The sequence below is a fragment of the Thiocystis violascens DSM 198 genome (assembly GCF_000227745.2).
Classification (GTDB): Bacteria; Pseudomonadota; Gammaproteobacteria; order Chromatiales; family Chromatiaceae; genus Chromatium; species Chromatium violascens.
Map to the genome: position 1 here is coordinate 2,228,839 of NC_018012.1, position 18,899 is coordinate 2,247,737.

Here is an 18,899-nt window from a genome sequence, read left to right on the forward strand (position 1 = left end):
CGCTCCGCGCAGAGAATCAGTACACATAAAGATCTGTTGTATTTTCGCACTCAATTTCAACTTTACCCTTTTCTGATCTTGGCCACATTCCATAATCTGAAGAAGAATGGATTGTTGACCGAGCGATGATCTTTCCATCATTGTTTCTGATTTTAACAGGAGTATAGCTTACATCATCAATGCTGGCATCTAATAATATAGATATAAATACGCTCGGAGCAGTTCCAGGTCCTCTCGCAAACGGATATCGCGCCTCCCCGTCTTTGTCACGCGCCCAACCCGATATATACATGACTTTTTGACCATATACTTTCATATCAATCGTTGGCTCGAACACCGGTATACCATCAGGGCTAAAAGGGGTTTGAGCTAATTCGTCATCATGCCAAACGGAATGCTTAATAAAACCGTTCCTTAACATTATCCTGATAGCTTTTGCTGGGTCTGGAGGCTTAATGCATCGGAGCTGATCTTCAAGCGCTTTTATTGTAGCAACAGCCTTTTTCTTATAATCTTCTTTTTTTAATTTCAGATTTTTCAGTTTTTTCTTTCTCAGATCAACTTGTTCGTTTTCGATATTTAGGCGGTAGAGCACCTCAATAAATTTTTCAGCTTCTTCTACATCGCCATTCTCAATGCTGACATCTATTTTGGTTAAAAAGCGGTCCACGATCCTGCGCCGCGCATCGTTTTCAATACCATGAGAATCACGTTCTTCTCCATTCCAAGGCCAGCGTTCATCGGGTTCCACTTTGTCGAGAACTTGCTGCAAAACCCTCAGCGCGTACTCGCCATCCGGACTCATCGTTAACGCATTGCTTGCCAAATGGGCGTTAAACCGCTGTTCCAACGCGGCGATTTCTCGACCACGAGCGGCTTTTTGCTCGGCCAGTCGGTTCTGTTCTCCCCGCTGCTGCCGTTGGCGCTCGGCCAATTGATCCGCCCGACCATCGCTTTCGCTCATCAGTGAGGATTGCGGTTCGGGATGCGCGACCGGCGGAGGTTGAACAGCCAGCGGCGGCAATGTCGGCTCCAACGGGGGAGGAATCAACACAATCATGCCAAACCCCAGCATCGCTAACAGCGCGATGAACAAGACGGCCGTCAACATCCGGGAACGGGGTTTGACTGGTGAGGATGATTGATCGGCTGCCGCTTTGGCTTGCGACACGCTCGATGGCGCTGGCATTGGCTGTTCGGTCGGCTGCGCGGGCGTTTCAGCCTCCCGCCACGCCTCCTGCAACGCCGCCACGCTCGGATACCGTTCCCCCGCCCGCACCGCCAGCGCCTTGAACAACACCGCCTCCTGCGCCGGCGTGATCGCAATCCCCAACCGCGAGGGCGGAATCAACTCATCCAGTTCCACCCGATCCAGCGCCTCGGGCGGGAGGATGCCGGTGACGGCGCGATACAGCGTCGCGGCGAGGCTGTAGACATCGGTCCAGGGGCCTTGCTTGCCTTTGGTCCGATATTGCTCTTCCGGGGCATAACCGGGTTTGAGGATGACCGAGAGGCTTTTGCTGTGCTCGCCGGCGGCAAAGCGCGCGGCGCCGAAGTCGAGCAGCTTGATCCGCCCGTTGGCGCTGACATAGATGTTGTCGGGGGCGATGTCGCGATGCAGCAGTCCTTCCTGATGCACTGCGCGCAGGGCGTCCAGGATCGGGAGCAACAGTCGTAACGCTTGGTCGAACGGCAGCCGTCCGCCCGGTTGTTGTTCGAGATACTGCTTGAGCGTCAGTCCCTCGACGTAATCCATCACGCTGTAGCCGGTGCCGTGGGCGCGGAAGAAGCTCTTGACGGTGACGATGCCGGGATGCTGATCGAAACGCGCCAGGGCGCGCGCCTCTTCCAGAAACCGCTCAAGTCCGTAAGCGAACTGCTCGGCGGCCGGGCCGGAATAGACGGCGAGGCTCACCCCATCGGGCGCGCGGCTGGCGCTGTCGCGCGGCAGGTATTCCTTGATCGCGAGACGCAGTTGCAGATTCTCGTCCCAGACCAGATAGGTGATGCCGAAGCCGCCGTGCCCGAGTACCCGACCGAGGCGGTAGCGTCCGTCGAGCCGCGTGCCGAGCGCGAGCGCCGGGGGCGGGTTTTCCGCGCCGGGTTGCCAGCCGCAGGTTGGACAGGGTTTGGCGGTCGTTGCACTGAAACAGGAGGGACAGTGGGGCTCGGCGTGGGCATCCATGAAGCGTACTCCGCGAAGACTCGAATCGGTCGGCGCCGAGACTGTAGCACACAGGATGATTGGAGGGATCCGGCGCGAAGCTGAGTCAGCCATTCTCATTTTGACGTAGGAGCCCGCTTGCGGGCGACTTGCGGGCCTGCTGCATTTGCTTGCGGGCGACGGGGGTAGGTGGACCCAAAGGCTTTTGGCAGGTCATGTCGCCCGCAAGCGGGCTCCTACGATGGCGGATGACGCCAAAACGAGAACGGCTGCAGCCGCGTCGGTGAAATCAGGCTATTGATAATGGTTGGATTCATCGAGTTTAGGCATCTCTCGACGCGTCGATCAGCGAGTCCCGTGCTGATCCGGGGAGGCGGGAGCGTCTACCGGCCAGACAAACCGCTCGCCGCAGAAGGGCACGAACAGCAGTTTGGTTTCACCCAGCTCGATCAGGTCATAGGGCGCCAGTTCGACCGGGGCGATCACTTCCTCCTCGTTCAGATAGACCAGTCCGCGACTGTCGCCGGGGGCGAGTCGGAAGGTGTGGCGCTTGGGGTTATAGCTGACGATGGCGTGATTCTCGCGGCTGATGGTGGCATCGCCGGTGATGGCGACATCCATCGTTGGCGAACGACCGATGAAGTTGCGTTCGGTGTGGAGTCGATAATCCCGACCGCGCTCGGGGCCGGCGACGCACACCAGCCAGCCGACCACCGGATCGACGCCGCCCATGCGCCCGGCCCAGACATGGCGGGTCTCGCCCGCGTCTCGTCCCAGTCCGGCGGGCGGTGGGGTGCCAGCGGCGCGGGTGTGACCGCTCTCGGCGACTGGTCGCGGGCTGCCGCCCTCCCCCGCCAGCGGACGGGTGGCGTGCAGTTCCAGACCCACGCCGCAAAAGGGGCAACTTGAGTGCTCTTCGTCGTTGTAAAAATGACCGTTCCCGCAAGACACCATGCTCATCAGTTTTTCCTTCAGTGCGATTTCCACGAATAGCCGTTAAACCTTCAACCGCATTAGGCGATTTAGGCGATTTAGGTGAAAGACTTTACCGATTTTCCGTTCGTCCTGAGAGGGTGTAGACAAAAATAATTGAGCTGCTATTTGTATACCAGTCTACAACTGAGCTGGTGTGCGCTGATGTCGAAAGCTGGTCGTCCCCCCAAGATTCACGAGGCGGAGCAAGCGGTATTGCGTCAAATTGTCACGGATCGCCCGACCTCCACGCTGTCAGAGATTGCCCGGGAACTCGCGGCACGGACGGGAATCGAGGCTCATGAAGCAACGATTCGCAAGTCCTTGCGGGAGGCGGGCGTCACGCGCCTCCGGGGCGAGAGTGGTCTCGAGGCGCAAGCGCGCGCAACGCCGCGTCGGTATGGGTATACGGATGCGCATCGTCGCCACGACCCCGACCAAAGCTACCCAAGTTGTCTGACCGATGCGGAGCGGGACTTGGTCGCCGCTCTCTTTGAGATGCCGGGCGGGCGGGGTCAACCGCCCCGCGTGTCGCGCCGGAGCATCCTGGAGGCGTGTTGCTACGTGGTGCGCACGGGGTGCGCGTGGCGGATGCTGCCGCACGATTTCGCGCCTTGGCAGAATGTCTACAAGACGTTTCGCCGTTGGAGTGCGGCTGGGAAGTTTGAGCAGATGCATGATCGACTGCGGGGGCAATGGCGCGAACGCGAGGGGCGTGAGATCGCGCCGACGGCGGCGGTGCTGGATGCGCAATCGACCCGCGGCTCGCCGCAGGGTGGACCGAGCGGCTTTGATGCGGGCAAGCAGGTCAAGGGGCGCAAGCGCAGCCTGGTGGTCGATACCTTGGGGTTCGTGTTGGCGGTGAGCGTGGTCGCGGCCAATCTTCAGGACCGCGATGCCGCCTCGGGCGCCGTCGCTGACGCGGCCGCCAAGTACCCCCAGATCAACACGCTGTTTGTCGATAGCGCCTACGCCGGTCAATTTGCCCAAACCACCGAGCAGACCCACGCGATCCGCGTGGAAGTCGTGCGCCATCCAGCCAACAAAAGCATTGGCTCCTGGCACGTGGACGGGGCGCCTGACCGAGTGGTGATCGCCAACGCCGACGGCTTCGTTCCGCTGCCGAAGCGCTGGGTTGTCGAGCGCACCCATGCGTGGAATGAGCGTGCCCGTCGATTGATCATGCATCATGACCGTCTGCCAGCGGTCTCCGAAACCTGGGTTTGGCTGGCGGAGGCGCGCATCCTGCTGCGGCGGTTGACCACAACGGTTTGATTTTGTCTACACCCTCTGAGCAGGTCGAAGGGCGGACGGAAAATCGCGCTCCGAGGCCGGCATTGCATCCGTTCATGGTTCGACCCTTCGGCTCCGCTCAGGACTCACCACGAACGGATGCAATCTTGGCATGAGCTTTCCCAACAACCCCATCAACGAACGCTCACCCGCCCCGCTTCATCCACCCGAATGGTCGCGATGCGTGCGCGCTGCTTGAGACGCTCAAGCCGGATCTCGTCAAAGACGTCGCTGCCGTCGCGATGGAACAGGCGTCCCTTGACGACCACCGGCTTGCGGGCGTCGCGGATCGCGAACAGTTCGACCTCGATCCGATACTCGCCCGGCGGGGCGTCGCGAATCTCCCAGACTTCGTTGGCGGGGCCGATGATGGCGTCCTCGCTCAATTCGCCGGGCGTCCCGGAAGGGTTTTGTGTTCATTCCACCAGAACTCGGTCCCGCTGGGATCGACGACATGCAGATCGACATCGTCGAAGGTATCCCAACGCACATAGAGCACCAGAAAAGTCCGGGCGAGCTGCTGGGCCAGGGACTCGGCGCGTTGCCGCTGACGCGCGGTCTCGGTGTCGGACTCCTGGGCCAGCGCGCGGGCGGCATCCGCCTCGGATTGCGCCGCCTGGAGCGCGGTCTGTCGTTGGGCGAGGGTCTGGCGCAGTTCGGCGATGACGGCCTGCTGGTCGATGGCGTCCTTGTCGTAATAGGGCAGCAGGATGACCATGAGGATGAGGAAGGCGGCCATCGCCCCGGCGATGACATCGAGCATCGAGAGATTGAAGACGTTGATCTCGCGACTGCGCCGCCTCATGGCGCGGACCCAGCGGACTCGACGAACAGGGCGATGGCGCTGTAGTTGTCCTGATCGGCGCGGGCCTGACGTTGCAGGCCGCGTTCCAGAAGCGCCAGCCAATGCGCGGGATCGGCGGACTTGGCGAGCGCGATCTCCATTTCGGCCTCGGTGACCGACTCCCAGAAGCCATCGGTGCACAACAGAAAGGCATCGCCCGCCTGGAGCCGCCAGGGCGTCTCGGTCAGGGTGGGGCGCAGCGGTTTATCGTCGCCCAGGGTCCGCAACAAACGGTTACGGTCTTCATGAAAACGGATCGCCTCGGGCGCCAGTTCGCCAGCTCGGACCAGCGCCTGCGGGACGCTATGATCGGCGGTCTGAACGACGATCCGACCCGCGCGAAACCCGTATAGCCGGCTGTCGCCCAGATGCGCCCACAGCGCTTGCGTTCCGTCGCTGACGAGCATCACCACGGTGGTGCGCATTCCGGACAGACGCGGCTCGGTTCGCTGGCGCGCGTGAATGGCCTGGGTTGCCGTCGTCAGCGCCTGCATCAGGGACTCGGCGGACAGGGGCGCGGCCGGATCGACGGTCGCGAGCAGGCTGTCTACCGCGAGTTGGGCCGCGACCTCGCCGCCGCCGTGTCCGCCCAAACCGTCGGCGACCACCCAACAGCCGTCGCGATGGCCGCGGACATCCTCGTTGTTCGCGCGCGCTCCGGGGTGGCTGAGGGTCGCGGTTTGGAATCTGAATGGGATCACGCGAAGGACTCCGGCCATGCGCTGGCGGAGCAATAGACGCTCTCGCCCTGCCATGCCTGTGCCTCGACAGCCTGCCGACGCGCCTCTTCGATGATCCAATGGCGCGAACGATCCATGGCGGTTGCGAGGGCGGCGACCTTGTCGATCAGGTCATGATCGGTTCGGATGGTCATGCTGGTTTCGGCCATGTCGCACCTCGGTGTGATTGCTTTGGATGCACGCGCATGCGCAGCATAGCGGAAGAGAAATCAAGAAGCGTCATCGCCCACGATCCGGCTTTCCGGGCAGAGCAACACTGCCATTAAGTTAAGCCGTTCGTGGTAAATCCTGAGCCCGTCGAAGGGTCGAACCACGAACGGCTTCAGGATAACGGCTTCGGGAGACGGCAAACGTCAAGCCATACTGAGAATGGCGGCATCGGGGCATCGCGCGTTGGTCGCCGCGCCTGGATGCCGTATCATCGCGACAACTCTCAAGAAACCCGCCCAGGATCGCTCCCATGGGGATTTCGACGCGTCAACCAACGCATGCCTTCCGGTCGGCGCGCTCGCCCGGTCTCTGGTGCGCGATTGTCGCCGCCTTCCTGCTGACTGGCTGCGGTACGGTGGAAAAGGATAAACGGGCCATCGGCCTGCAGGCCGCAACCCACGGCTATCAATCCGCGCTGCGCTGGGGATACTACGAAACCGCCTATGGTTTCGTACATCCGGACCTGCGAAAGGATAAGCCTTTGAACGATCGGTTTAATGGACTGCGTCTCACCGGCTATGATGTCGTCCAGCCGCCCACGCTGCAGGACAAGGACAGCGCGACGCAGATCGTCACGATCGAGTACCTTCACGAAGATCGGCAAGTCGTCAAGCGCCTCTCCGACCGCCAGCTCTGGCGCTGGGACGAGAAGCTGGATTCCTGGTGGCTGCAATCCGGTCTGCCCACGTTCGACGAATAGCCAATTCCTATGATCGAGTCACCAGAACCCTGCCGCGAGATCGTCCTGGATCGGGTCCAAGCGACCCTGCTCGGGACCGCCCATGTGTCGCGCGCCAGTGCCGAGCAGGTCGAGCGGATGCTCCAGACTGGCGACTATGACGCCGTGGCGGTCGAACTGTGCCGGAGTCGCTTCAACGCCTTGATGGATCCGCGGTCGCTCGCCCAGATGGATCTCTTCTCCGTCATCCGCCAGAACCGTGTCTATATGGTGGTCGCCAGCCTGGCCTTATCGGCCTATCAGCAACGGCTCGCCGATCAATTCGGCATCGAACCTGGCGCGGAACAGCGCATGGCCATTCGGCTGGCGAAGGAGCGCGCGTTGCCGATTCTGTTGATCGACCGCGAAATCGGCATGACGCTGAAGCGGATCTCGGCCAATCTCGGCTGGTGGAAGCGTTCTTCGCTCTTTGCCGGTCTGCTTGGGGCCATGTTGAACTCGAATGAGGTGACCGAAGAAGAGGTGGAGCGACTCAAGGAAGGCGATGTGCTGGAAACCACGTTTGCCGAATTCGCCACGGATCGCAAAGACCTGTTCGTGCCGCTGATCGAGGAACGGGATCGCTATATGGCCGCCAAGCTGCGGCTGGATGTGGCGCAACTGGACGTCAGACGGGTGCTGGTGGTGGTCGGCGCCGGGCATCTCAAGGGAATTGCCGACGCGCTGGAGCAGGATCGCGCGGAACCTGGCCCCATCCTTGCCGAGCTTGAGCGGATCCCACCGCCCAGCCGCTGGCCCAAGGTGGCGGCATGGGCCGTGCTGGTCTTCATTCTGGGTGGATTCGCCTGGGGTTTCGCGATGAACCCCGATCTTGGTTGGGAGTTAGTGATCACCTGGACGTTGATCACTGGCGGCTTGTCGGCGCTCGGCACGCTCATCGCGGCGGGACATCCGCTCACGATTCTGTCGGCCTTCCTGGCCGCGCCGCTGACCACCCTGAATCCAGCCATTGGCGCCGGGATGGTCACGGGCGCGGTGGAACTCTATCTGCGCAAGCCCAGCGTCGGCGATTTCGGTCGGCTACGCGCGGATGTCGCGAAATGGACTGGCTGGTGGCGCAATCGGGTCTCCCGGATTTTGGTCGTCTTTCTGCTGAGCAATCTGGGCGCGGCCGCCGGAACCTATGTGGCGGGTTTTCGGATCGCGGAAAAACTCCTGCTCTCGTCATCCTGACGTGGAATCGATTTGTCCTCCCGTCGCGCGCGACACTGCCATTAAGTCGATTTCCGGAAAAGCTCATACCCACTTTCGTAGTGACATTGCATCCGTTCGTGGTGAGTCCTGAGCGCAGCCGAAGGGTCGAACCATGAACGGATGCAATGTCGGCCTCGGAGCGCGATTTCCGCCCGTCCCATTCGACAAGCTCATGACAGGCTTCGACCCTTCGGCAAGCCTGTCCTGAGCGAAGCCGAAGAGATCAGGACTCAGGACGAACGGAAATCGGTAAAGTCATTCCCGTAAATCACCTAAGAGGGTGTAGACAAAAATAATTGAGCTGCTATTTGTATACCAGTCTACAACTGAGCTGGTGTGCGCTGATGTCGAAAGCTGGTCGTCCCCCCAAGATTCACGAGGCGGAGCAAGCGGTATTGCGTCAAATTGTCACGGATCGCCCGACCTCCACGCTGTCAGAGGGTGTAGACAAAAATAATTGAGCTGCTATTTGTATACCAGTCTACAACTGAGCTGGTGTGCGCTGATGTCGAAAGCTGGTCGTCCCCCCAAGATTCACGAGGCGGAGCAAGCGGTATTGCGTCAAATTGTCACGGATCGCCCGACCTCCACGCTGTCAGAGATTGCCCGGGAACTCGCGGCACGGACGGGAATCGAGGCTCATGAAGCAACGATTCGCAAGTCCTTGCGGGAGGCGGGCGTCACGCGCCTCCGGGGCGAGAGTGGTCTCGAGGCGCAAGCGCGCGCAACGCCGCGTCGGTATGGGTATACGGATGCGCATCGTCGCCACGACCCCGACCAAAGCTACCCAAGTTGTCTGACCGATGCGGAGTGGGACTTGGTCGCCGCTCTCTTTGAGATGCCGGGCGGGCGGGGTCAACCGCCCCGCGTGTCGCGCCGGAGCATCCTGGAGGCGTGTTGCTACGTGGTGCGCACGGGGTGCGCGTGGCGGATGCTGCCGCACGATTTCGCGCCTTGGCAGAATGTCTACAAGACGTTTCGCCGTTGGAGTGCGGCTGGGAAGTTTGAGCAGATGCATGATCGACTGCGGGGGCAATGGCGCGAACGCGAGGGGCGTGAGATCGCGCCGACGGCGGCGGTGCTGGATGCGCAATCGACCCGCGGCTCGCCGCAGGGTGGACCGAGCGGCTTTGATGCGGGCAAGCAGGTCAAGGGGCGCAAGCGCAGCCTGGTGGTCGATACCTTGGGGTTCGTGTTGGCGGTGAGCGTGGTCGCGGCCAATCTTCAGGACCGCGATGCCGCCTCGGGCGCCGTCGCTGACGCGGCCGCCAAGTACCCCCAGATCAACACGCTGTTTGTCGATAGCGCCTACGCCGGTCAATTTGCCCAAACCACCGAGCAGACCCACGCGATCCGCGTGGAAGTCGTGCGCCATCCAGCCAACAAAAGCGTTGGCTCCTGGCACGTGGACGGGGCGCCTGACCGAGTGGTGATCGCCAACGCCGACGGCTTCGTTCCGCTGCCGAAGCGCTGGGTTGTCGAGCGCACCCATGCGTGGAATGAGCGTGCCCGTCGATTGATCATGCATCATGACCGTCTGCCAGCGGTCTCCGAAACCTGGGTTTGGCTGGCGGAGGCGCGCATCCTGCTGCGGCGGTTGACCACAACGGTTTGATTTTGTCTACACCCTCTAAGTGATCGGTAAAGTAATTCCCGTAAATCACCTAAGTGAATAGCAGTTGCCGTGCGCGCGGGAGGGCTGGCGGTTCCGGTCTATGCCGAAATCGCCTCCAGGCTGCCGCTGGGCAGAATCGTTTCCGGTTCGAAAAAAGTCCGGCGATACTGTTGGCAGCGATCGATGAATTCGTGGGTACTCTTGGGCATCGGCACACGGGCGCGCACGATGAAACAGATGAGATCGGCCCCCTCGCGTAACAGACCGATGCCTTCCAGCGCCTCCCGGATGTCCGTGGCGGTGGGGACGCTCGGGAGCCTGGGATCGAGACGGCGTAACCGTTCGCTCGCCACGACATACGCTGGCCAGACATCGAACACCGCCGGATCGGTGCGGAGGGTTTCGCATTTGCGCTTGGCTGCCTCGGCGAGTTCGTCGAGACGGGTGTCGCTGTCAGTGATTTGCTGGCTGTCCGCGAAGGTATCTTTCAGCGCGGCCGCAATGCGGTCGACCGCGTGCATGGTCATGGCGATCTTCAGATAGCGGCTCGCATAGAAATCCTTGATCGGCATGGAAAACGCCTTGAACGGCTCGCCCCAAAGCTCGTCGATACCTTCGTCGCCACCGCGGTGACGCACCATCTTGCCGAGTTCCAGCGCATCCAGCAGGCATTGTCCGCACTCTCGCATCAGCGCGTGGTCAGGGGTAATCTCGACCCCGGCGGTCTGGAGATCCACCAGACAGTGGAAAATATCCGCGGCACGATTGAACAGCGCACCGGCGAGCATGGCGCCATTGACCCGTTTGCGTGCAGTATCGTTTTCGGATTCGTAGGCGGCGCGCGCTTCCTTGAGCCGCACACCCGGAATGTTGATCCCGTGTTCGACATGATTGAATAAACGACGTGTCAACGCCTGAACCAGATGCCGCCTGACCTCGAAGCTATCCTGCGGCGGCTCGTAATATTTGATCCAATACCCATCGTAAAAGACGCGCTCGACGCCTTTGATCCTGCGCCTGCTGCCATTGACTGGTGGTTGATACATATCCGCTGGCATCCCGAGAAAGGCTAGACTATGACCACCAAGGGTAGAATGAGTGGAAAAAGAAGAATGCGCACCAAGGATCAGTTTGCCGCCGTTGTGATGACACTGTTTGTGTGGGGCTTTGCCGGGGCTTTATTCGGAGCCCTCTTCGCCGGTCTCCATCAGGTTCTACAGGTTCTTGGTCTCTCGGGCTGGCAACCCTTGATCGTGGCCGCAGCGGCGGCGGCCATGACGACAGCGGCCTTTTATAGCGCGATGCCCGTCGCGCTGGTAGGCGCCATGGCCGGTGTTTTGTCCTCGATCGGCTATTTGATTGCGACCGATCAAGAAATCGAATTATTCATGATCGTCGGCATTGCCGGAAGCGCCGGTATCGTGGCGGGTAGCTTCTACGCCTGGATGGTGAAAGGCGGCAGCCAACCGCTCGCCGAGACCCTGACCGGGCTCGTCGCTGGCTTGCTGGCGGGCGGTTCGCTCGCGTTGGCCCTGGCGATGACCGGCGAAGCGGTCGGGATGTTCGTGCTGGCGGCAGGGGTGGTGGCCCTGGTCGGCACCTTCTTTCAGATCTCGGAGCGCTGGCTGGTCACACGCACCGCTGGCTGGCTGCCCGGCAGCCTGTCGGCACCCGTGGTGGCGGGGCTGATTGCCGCGGTCGTTGGCGCCAGCATCTGGATCGTGGGAGGAACCACCTCCGCCATGCTGGATGCCAGCACCCAGGATGCGATCGGACAGGTTCTGCATGACATCCCGCCGGGCTTGCTGGGCGGCCTGCTCGGCGGCGCCTTGACCGGTCTCCTGCTCGAACTCTTTGGGTTCCACCTCGAAGATCGTCGTTGAGCGGTCCGCCATCGTAGGAGCCCGCTTGCGGGCGACACGCCCCACCAGCCGCCTGGAAGTTTGACGAACCCCGTCGCCCGGAAGCCAACCGGCAAGTCGCCCGCAAGCGGGCTCCTACGTCAAAATAAGAATTGCCGCGGGATTGCCGACCCAACATCATCGTGTGACTGGGTATGAATTATTCCAAAACTTGCCCGGAGATCAGCCAGGATTCAACGCTGGCAGGGCCGCCCAGCGGACCTTGCCGCGGTTGTTCGTTCGGTTGCGGAATCCAACCCCCCGTCCAGCCTGACGCATGAGCTCGCGCTTCCAGCGGGGGAAGTCGAGCGTCCGTCGGCCATAGAGCGCGGCGTCCAACTCCGCGATCAGACGCGCGAGGGTCTCGCGATCCGCGCCGGGGCGTAGCGCGAGGATGCCTTGAGCCAACGCGGATGGCGTGAGATCGCCCTGGACACAGAGTCGCGCCCGCGCCTCCCGCTCGAAGCGTTCGCGCCATTCGCCAGGGGTCGTGGCCCGATTCGCGCGATGCAGACAGGCACGGAAATGACGGCTCGGCGGAAGCCTGCGCGACCAGCTCGCACGCGCCCTGGCCAGGATGGGTTGGGGACTCAGTCGGGTCAGCGCGCGTCGCAATTGTCTCCAGGCGCTCGACAGGGCGGTGCGCAGTCGGCGGCTCAGGGCGATCTTCAACGCGAGTCCGGGTTGCCGGACACGTTCGCGATAATAGACCCCGCCCCAATACCCGCCGAGCAGGAGCAGCAGACCGGCGAGCGGTAGCCAGAAGACGCCCAGTCCCGGCCCGGACAGCGCGGATGCCGAGAGCCCCAGCGGTCCGCCGCCGCGCACGTTCAGTGTCTTGATGGGCAGGCGGGCGACTTCGCGCACATCCCGATCGACATTCCACCAGGCGATGCTCATCTCGGGCAGGTTGAGCCGGCCGCCGGTTTGGGGCACCAGGGTGTAATACTCGGTGCGCCGGGCGAACAAGTCGCGCCCTTCCGGCGACAGGCCGCTCTCCGTCAGCGTCTGCTCGCGATAGAGGCGAAAACCCGGTCCGGTCAATTGACTTTCGAGGCTTGGCAACTGGGCCTCGGTCGCGCCGACCGCGGCGATTTCCAGCATCAGGGTGACGGGCTGGCCCGGCTCCAGCGTCCCTTCGCGGTCGATGCTGGATTTCAGGGTCAAAGATCTCAACGGCAGCCAGGGTTGCACCGAACTCAGTGGAGGACGCACGCGCAGACCGATCGGCCGCGCGGTGACGGACTCGAAGCGCTGCGCCATGCCGCCGCCGGCTTGGGTACCGGTGATTTTGAGCGGCGGCAAATCCAGGTTTCCCGAGCGCAATGGGATGACGCTAAGCACGAAGGCGTTGACGATCTCTCTCTGACCGCCGGTGGTGCGGGAACTGGTGGTGGGTTCGCCCACTTGCTTGATCAGAACATCGTTGCTGCCGGGCAACTCCAGGTTTGCCGTGCTGAGGTTGCCGCGGCTGATCAGATCCAGCCGCAGAATGACGGGCTGTTGCAGATAGGGCTGGTTCTCGTCGAGTGACCATTCGAGTCGCGGCGGCGCGGTTTGCGCGGGCGGCATGTAACCCTGCGGATAGCCTGGCGGCCAAGAGGGTTGGTAGCCGGGCATCGGGTAGGGCCTCTGGCCTGGATTGGGCGCGAACTGGTCACTCGGCGGAACGCCTTGGGCATTCGTGGGGGGAATGGGCCGGAATCCCCATTGGGTCGCCTGCGGCGGAGTCTGGCCGTATTGAGCTTGGGGCTGACCATAATAGGGCTGAGCCTCGACGCCACCGATGCAGAGCCAGAGTAGGGCGGTCGCCAAGCGGGCGGTTTTCCAGATCACCATGGTCGATTCTCCCGCCAGGGGCCGGTCAAACCCTGCATCTGGCGCATCTCTTCGAGCCGAAATTGATTGCGGATGAGCAGGGTCGGATCGCCCTCGACCTGTTGCAGCCGCTGTTCCATCACGGCCATGCCCGCCCCGCCCATCGCGGTCGGACCGTCCAGCGCGGGTATCTGACCTTCCTTGGTCTCGGACTCACGGTCCGCGCCGGGTTGACGACCGAGTTGGTCGAAGTCTTCGACCGCCTCGGCCTGACGGTTCTTTAGCGCCGCGTCGGGAGGCGGAACCTCCGCCCGGCCGCGCCCGTTCGCGCGACCGCTGCGCTCGGGCGGGGTGTCGGTCTGCCGATCTCGGTCGGCATCGCCGGCGTCGCTCTCCTGTCGGTCTCCGCCGGTGCCCGCGTCCGAGCGGTCGCGATCCTGACGATCACCAGCACCCTTGTCGGCATTGTCCTGATCGCCGCCGGTCGGTTGGTCGCGCGGTTGCTCCCCGCCGCCGGCCAAGGTATCCGCGTCTTGTTCTTTCGACTCCCGCTCGCCGGAGTCTTCGCCCTGATCGCCGGATGTCGACTGATCGGGCTGCTCGGAAGACGTCTCGCGGGATTTGCCGCCTTCGGTCTCCGGGCGCGATTTCTCGCCCTTTTCACCCTGATCGCGCGTTTCCTGCGACGATCCGCTCTCCTCGGATGGTTTCCGGTCGCGCGATGTTCGCGTCCCCTGTTGATCCTCGGACGACGGCTCGTCATCGCCTTTACCCGAATCGGTTTGTTCGCCGGCTCTGCCGCCCGAACCGGATTCCTTGCGATCTTGCGAACCCTGACCAGCGTTCTCGTCCTTGCCTTGCTTGGCACCCTGGGCGCTGTCCTGCTCGGTGCCCGAGCCTTCAGAGGTCTGATCCGACTGGCTCTTACCAGTCTGTTCGTCCTGCTCGCTCGAATCCTCGCCCTTGCCGGTCTGTGACGAATCCTTGCCACCGGCCTGATCCTTGGATTCGGACCCTTCGGAGGATGATTCCTCTGAGTCGCCTTCGCCGGACTCCTGTTGTTCGCTCTCCTGTTGCTGGCCGGATTGCTGCTGTTCGCTGGACTGTTGCTGTTGATCCGAGTCTTTCTGCTCGCTGGATTTCTGCTGTTCCGACTGTTGCTCGCTGGACTTTTGTTGCTGGTCCGACGGCTTCTGTTTGCTGGATGGCTCCTGCTTGTCTTTGCTTTTTTCCTTTTCCTTTTCCGTGTCCTTTTTCTGTTCAGACTGATCGCGGAATTGTTCCTGCTCCAGTCGTGCCAGCCGGGCGCGAGTGAGCGCCAGATTCTGGGCCGCATCCTCATGCGTGGGATCGGCGCTCAGGACTTCTTCATAGGCTTGAGCCGCGCCGGTGTAATCGCCAAGCTGAAAGCGGGCGTTCCCCTGATTGTAGCGGGCGGACTCGGCCTGACTGCCGCTCGCGGCCTCGCCGAAGGCTTGCGTGGCTTCCTGATACTGCCCGGCCCGATAGAGCGCGACGCCCTGACGGTACGGATCATCGAAGGACTTGGCGGCGGTTTCATAGTCGCCGGCGCGATAGGTCTCATAGGCCGCCTGCTCCTTGTTTTTGAACCAATCGGCGCTCACCGGAGCGGCAGGAAGCAGGATCAAGCCGCAAAAAATGGCCAGCGTAGGATGGGCAAAGCGCAGCGTGCCCATCTTTTTCCTCGGCGTGGTTAGGATGGGCAAAGCTTGCCCTGAGCGAAGTTGAAGGGCACGCTTTGCCCATCCTGCGTTCTGGTATTTGCTCATGAAGATAAATCTCCGCGAGTCTGGCGGCGCGCGCCTTGCCGACGCGGCAGCCGACGGAACCGAGGCAGCAGCAGCCCGGCCACCAGAAGCACCGGCAGCCAATACCGCTCGTTCCAGATCCGGGTGCGCGTGTCGCTGGCCTCCGGGGGCAGACGGCTGACGGCGGCGGCCTTCAGAATGGCGTCGGTGTCCGCGTCGCGATAATCGGCGCGACGATAGAGTCCGCCGCCGAACTGGGCCAGGGCTTCAAGCTGCGCTTCGTTCAGACGCGAGCGCACCGGCTGACGGTCCGGATCGGCGGGATCGAGGATGAACCCGCCCTGCGGCGCCGGGACGCTCGCGCCGTCCGTTGTCCCCATCCCAAGCGCATGCAGTCGGACGCCCTTCTCGGCCAGTCGCGCGACCCGCTCCGTCAGGCCGGGCTCATCGAAATCGCCATCCGAGATCAGCAGAATGGCCCGCGCGCTGTCCTCGGGCAGACCGGCGAGCAGGCTTTCGGCACGGTCCAGCGCGCGCGTCAGGCTGCTGCCTTGCAGATTAGGGCTGGCGAGATCCGCCGACAGCGCGGGCAGGGTATTGAGCAGGCTGCCGATGTCCTCGGTGATGGGCGAGAGCACATGCGGCGTCGAGGCGAAGACGATCAGACCCAGTCGCACCTGTTGATCCCTGGCGATCAGATCCTGCAACTCCTGGCGGGCGCGTCCGAGTCGGCTCGGGCTTACGTCCTGGGCCAGCATGGAGCGCGAAATATCCAGCAGAACCAGCAGATTGTTGCCAGGATGGAAGAGTCGCACATCGGTCGAATCCCAGCGCGGGCCGGCCATCGCCGTGAGCAGCAGCGTCCAGAGCAGAGACCAGCGCAGAAAACGCCCCCAGCGCTCGGTGGTCCTAAGATCGCGCGTCCCGCTGAGGTGCGGGAGCAGATGCGGATCCGCGTACCGGTGGATGGGACCGCGCGCGGCGCGGGCGGCGCTGCGCATCAGCCAGAACGCCACCGGGAGGATGACGAGCAGACCCAGAAACCAAAATGGCTGCTCGAAGTGGAAGACTTGATCGACGATGGGATTAGTCACTGGCGAGCCTGCGCACGAAGCGTTTGCGTCCTTCCGGGAAGAGTCCCAGCCACAGCAGAGCCAGCAGGGCCACCCCCAGCGGCCAGCGATAGAGCGGCCGGGGCAGATAGGCGGTGCGTGACTCGGCCTCGGTCTTTTCCAACTGACCGACGCGCTCGGAAATCTCTTCCAGCGCGCGGGTGTTGGTGGCGCGGAAATAGCCGCCGCCGGTCAGATCGGCGATCTGCTGGAGCGTGGTCTCGTCCATGGTGAGGTCGTCGCGAAACCGCACCACGCCATTCTCCAGGATGGGGATGCTGGTCTGCTGGCTGCCGACCCCGATGACATAGATTCGCACCCCCGCGAGACGGGCGAGTTGGGCCGCTTCCTTCGGGGCGAAACCGCCGGCATTGCTGTCACCGTCGGCGATGACGATCATCACTCGGGAGCCCTCGGGGCGGTCGCGCAGTTTTTTGACGCCAAGCGCGATGGCGTCGCCCAGCGCGGTGGCCGGACCAGCGATGCCGGGGATCACGCCGTCGAGCAGCAGACGCACGGCATGTCGATCGAGACTCAGGGGCGCGAGGACGAACGCCTGACTGCCGAACAGGACGAGTCCGACGCGATCGCCCGCGCGGGTGTCGATGAAGCGGCCCATGACCCCCTTGACCACCGACATGCGGTTGACCTGGCGGCCCTCGACGGTGAAATCGAGCGCCTCCATGGAATGCGAGGCGTCCACGGCAATCATGAGATCGTAGCCCGGCGTGCTGATCTCGGTGTAGGGCGTCAGCCACTGCGGGCGCATCAGGGCGAGGATCAGACCGATCCAGAGTAGAAACAGCAGCGCCCAATAGAGCCAGCCGCCGAGTTGCAGGCGTGGCTTGCGCAGACTGAAGGCGGCCTTCAGATCGTCCAGATGCGGGTGCAGCAGGGTCTGACGCTGACCTTGCAGAGTCTCCTCGCTCTGTCCCCCCGGCTCGGGCCACAGAAACGGCAGAAACAGCGGCAGCGGAAGCAGGAGCGCGGCCCAGGGCCAGTGGAATTCAAACACCGGATGACGTCCTCGCACGGAACCAACGGACGGGAATGGCCGTGGGCTCGCGGGTCGTCACCCAGCCCTCGGCCGCCTCGATCAAGTCCAGCAACCGCGCGTCGCCGATCTGGCCGGCTGGCGCATAGGGCGCGTCCAGCAAAATCCGCCCGCGCTCGTGCCACCGAAAGCCCTGGGGATCGTGCGTCTCCAGCCAGTCGAGCCAGTCGTTTCCGGTCAAACCGGCGCAGGCGGGGCGTCCGAGCCGCGCCATGGCGATGCGGCGCAGCAATTCGGACAGCTCGCCGGCGGTCGTCTTGGACGCCTGCCCGGCACGCGCGCGCCGTCGCAGATCGCGCAGCGCGCCCGCGGCGTCCCAGCGCCAGCTTCCGAGCGTGAGTCCTGGGATCGGAATCCGCAAACTGAGGAAGGCGCGCCAGCGCCAGAGGGCGAAGGCGAGCAGCAGGATGGCGAGTGCCAGCAGCCACCAGCCGGGCGCGAGCGGCCACCAGGGAACCGATTGGATATCGTGGATATCCCGAAGCTGTTGCATGGGTGTCATCGGTTCCATATCAGACCGCCCGCGAGCGCGCGCGCTGTTCGAGATCGCGGATCAGGGTGAGGTGGATTTCCGTATCCGTGCGCACCGGCAGCAGCACGATATGCAGACGATGGGCCATGGCCTGAAGCCGGTCGCGGCGTTCCTCCCAGCGTTGTCGATAGAGCCGTTGGGCACGGGAATCGTCGGTATCGATCTCGATCAGCGTGCCATCGGTGCCGGTAAAAGTGGTCACGCCCATTGCGGGGATCTCCCAGTCCGCCGGATCGTCCACCGGGATCAGCGCAACCGTGTTGCGCTGGCTGAGATCGCCGAGCACCTGCTCCAGCCCCAGCGCATCGCGGTTCAGATCGGCGATCACGAACACCAGCGATCCGGTCGGCAGACCCGAGCAGGCCCGCCGCAAGGCACCGCCCAGACAGTCGATGGACGGGTCCAGGTCGGCGCCCGGTTCGGTCAGCGTGCGCAGCAACTGCCAGAGCGCCCGCCGTCCGCGCGAGGGCCGGAAATGCTGGAGTCCGGTCCGCGGATCGCCGAACACCAAGCCGCCGACGCGATCGTTCAGACGACTGGCGGCCCAGCCGATCAGCGCCGCCGCCCGCGCCGTCTGCACCGACTTGAAGGTGCCGCGCGTGCCGAAACTCATGTGCGGCCCCTTGTCGACACAGAGCACCACCGAACGCTCGCGTTCCTCGCGGAAGATTTTTAGATGCGGTCGGTTGGTGCGGGCCGTCACCTTCCAGTCCATATAGCGAATATCGTCGCCCTCGCGGTACTCGCGCACCTCCTCGAAATTGACCCCGGCGCCACGGAAGACCGAGGCATAGAGCCCGGCAAAGGTCGAGTTCACCAGATGATGCGAGGGCAGACCCAGGGTGTGGGCCTGATGGCGCAGCTCCAGCAGATCATCGAGTCGAGGGTAGAGGCTCATGCTTAATCAAAGCCCGGTAGGATGCGGTGAGGAACGAACCGCAT

At 63.0% G+C, this 18,899-nt stretch carries 18 protein-coding genes; 5 read left to right on the forward strand and 13 right to left on the reverse strand.

Going from position 1 to position 18,899, the window contains the following annotated elements:
- Nucleotides 1-16: 16 nt before the first annotated feature.
- A complete protein-coding gene (locus tag THIVI_RS22740; protein WP_014778460.1) occupies nucleotides 17-2,185 on the reverse strand; it encodes a serine/threonine protein kinase in 2,169 nt (722 codons plus the stop codon).
- A gap of 324 nt (nucleotides 2,186-2,509) precedes the next feature.
- Nucleotides 2,510-3,124 carry an FHA domain-containing protein gene (locus THIVI_RS09885; RefSeq protein ID WP_014778461.1) on the reverse strand — a complete coding sequence of 205 codons (615 nt, stop codon included), beginning with the start codon at nucleotides 3,122-3,124 and terminating at the stop codon, nucleotides 2,510-2,512.
- Between the two features lie 177 nt (nucleotides 3,125-3,301).
- Here THIVI_RS09885 and THIVI_RS09890 point away from each other — a divergent pair, with 177 nt between their 5' ends.
- Nucleotides 3,302-4,411: an IS5 family transposase gene (locus THIVI_RS09890; RefSeq protein ID WP_083845819.1), complete on the forward strand. Its 1,110-nt coding sequence runs from the start codon at nucleotides 3,302-3,304 to the stop codon at nucleotides 4,409-4,411.
- A 152-nt stretch (nucleotides 4,412-4,563) separates the two neighbouring features.
- Here THIVI_RS09890 and THIVI_RS25705 read toward each other — a convergent pair whose 3' ends face one another.
- From THIVI_RS25705 to THIVI_RS09910, 4 genes are read right to left on the reverse strand one after another with little or no spacing between them, the layout of a single operon-like run.
- On the reverse strand, nucleotides 4,564-4,815 hold the full coding sequence (locus tag THIVI_RS25705; protein WP_014778463.1) for a hypothetical protein: 252 nt from the start codon (nucleotides 4,813-4,815) through the stop codon (nucleotides 4,564-4,566).
- Entirely contained in the window at nucleotides 4,812-5,234 is a 423-nt protein-coding gene (locus tag THIVI_RS25710) for a hypothetical protein (RefSeq protein WP_014778464.1), read from the reverse strand. Before THIVI_RS25710 ends, THIVI_RS25705 begins: the two co-directional genes overlap by 4 nt.
- Entirely contained in the window at nucleotides 5,231-5,974 is a 744-nt protein-coding gene (locus THIVI_RS09905) for a PP2C family protein-serine/threonine phosphatase (RefSeq protein WP_245537420.1), read from the reverse strand. Before THIVI_RS09905 ends, THIVI_RS25710 begins: the two co-directional genes overlap by 4 nt.
- Nucleotides 5,971-6,162, reverse strand: coding sequence for a CopG family ribbon-helix-helix protein (locus tag THIVI_RS09910; RefSeq protein ID WP_014778466.1), 192 nt, complete (start codon nucleotides 6,160-6,162; stop codon nucleotides 5,971-5,973). Before THIVI_RS09910 ends, THIVI_RS09905 begins: the two co-directional genes overlap by 4 nt.
- Nucleotides 6,163-6,473: 311 nt before the next feature.
- Here THIVI_RS09910 and THIVI_RS09915 point away from each other — a divergent pair, with 311 nt between their 5' ends.
- The 3 genes from THIVI_RS09915 (at nucleotide 6,474) to THIVI_RS09925 (ending at nucleotide 9,771) form a co-directional block, all read left to right on the forward strand.
- A complete protein-coding gene (locus THIVI_RS09915; RefSeq protein ID WP_014778467.1) occupies nucleotides 6,474-6,923 on the forward strand; it encodes a hypothetical protein in 450 nt (149 codons plus the stop codon).
- Nucleotides 6,924-6,932: 9 nt separating this feature from the next.
- A complete protein-coding gene (locus THIVI_RS09920; protein WP_014778468.1) occupies nucleotides 6,933-8,135 on the forward strand; it encodes a TraB/GumN family protein in 1,203 nt (400 codons plus the stop codon).
- Nucleotides 8,136-8,661: 526 nt separating this feature from the next.
- The gene (locus THIVI_RS09925) at nucleotides 8,662-9,771 is read left to right on the forward strand and encodes an IS5 family transposase (protein WP_041447215.1); all 1,110 of its coding nucleotides are present in this window, start codon (nucleotides 8,662-8,664) and stop codon (nucleotides 9,769-9,771) included.
- A gap of 98 nt (nucleotides 9,772-9,869) precedes the next feature.
- Here THIVI_RS09925 and THIVI_RS09930 read toward each other — a convergent pair whose 3' ends face one another.
- The gene (locus tag THIVI_RS09930) at nucleotides 9,870-10,817 is read right to left on the reverse strand and encodes a hypothetical protein (RefSeq protein ID WP_014778469.1); all 948 of its coding nucleotides are present in this window, start codon (nucleotides 10,815-10,817) and stop codon (nucleotides 9,870-9,872) included.
- Nucleotides 10,818-10,883: 66 nt separating this feature from the next.
- Between THIVI_RS09930 and THIVI_RS09935 the strand changes: the two genes are divergently transcribed.
- On the forward strand, nucleotides 10,884-11,654 hold the full coding sequence (locus THIVI_RS09935; RefSeq protein ID WP_014778470.1) for a hypothetical protein: 771 nt from the start codon (nucleotides 10,884-10,886) through the stop codon (nucleotides 11,652-11,654).
- A 201-nt stretch (nucleotides 11,655-11,855) separates the two neighbouring features.
- Here THIVI_RS09935 and THIVI_RS09940 read toward each other — a convergent pair whose 3' ends face one another.
- The 6 genes from THIVI_RS09940 to THIVI_RS09965 all read right to left on the reverse strand — a co-directional run bounded on the left by THIVI_RS09940 (nucleotide 11,856) and on the right by THIVI_RS09965 (nucleotide 18,855).
- A complete protein-coding gene (locus THIVI_RS09940; protein ID WP_014778471.1) occupies nucleotides 11,856-13,511 on the reverse strand; it encodes a DUF3824 domain-containing protein in 1,656 nt (551 codons plus the stop codon).
- Complete coding sequence (locus tag THIVI_RS09945; protein WP_014778472.1) at nucleotides 13,505-15,187, reverse strand: tetratricopeptide repeat protein; 1,683 nt, start codon at nucleotides 15,185-15,187, stop codon at nucleotides 13,505-13,507. The genes THIVI_RS09940 and THIVI_RS09945 overlap by 7 nt, the downstream gene beginning before the upstream one ends.
- A gap of 89 nt (nucleotides 15,188-15,276) precedes the next feature.
- Entirely contained in the window at nucleotides 15,277-16,353 is a 1,077-nt protein-coding gene (locus THIVI_RS09950; RefSeq protein WP_014778473.1) for a VWA domain-containing protein, read from the reverse strand.
- Complete coding sequence (locus THIVI_RS09955) at nucleotides 16,346-17,386, reverse strand: VWA domain-containing protein (RefSeq protein WP_014778474.1); 1,041 nt, start codon at nucleotides 17,384-17,386, stop codon at nucleotides 16,346-16,348. The genes THIVI_RS09950 and THIVI_RS09955 overlap by 8 nt, the downstream gene beginning before the upstream one ends.
- Nucleotides 17,379-17,927, reverse strand: a complete 549-nt coding sequence (locus THIVI_RS09960; protein ID WP_245537421.1) for a DUF4381 domain-containing protein — start codon at nucleotides 17,925-17,927, stop codon at nucleotides 17,379-17,381. Before THIVI_RS09960 ends, THIVI_RS09955 begins: the two co-directional genes overlap by 8 nt.
- A 10-nt stretch (nucleotides 17,928-17,937) precedes the next feature.
- Entirely contained in the window at nucleotides 17,938-18,855 is a 918-nt protein-coding gene (locus THIVI_RS09965; RefSeq protein ID WP_014778476.1) for a DUF58 domain-containing protein, read from the reverse strand.
- Nucleotides 18,856-18,899 lie beyond the last annotated feature (44 nt).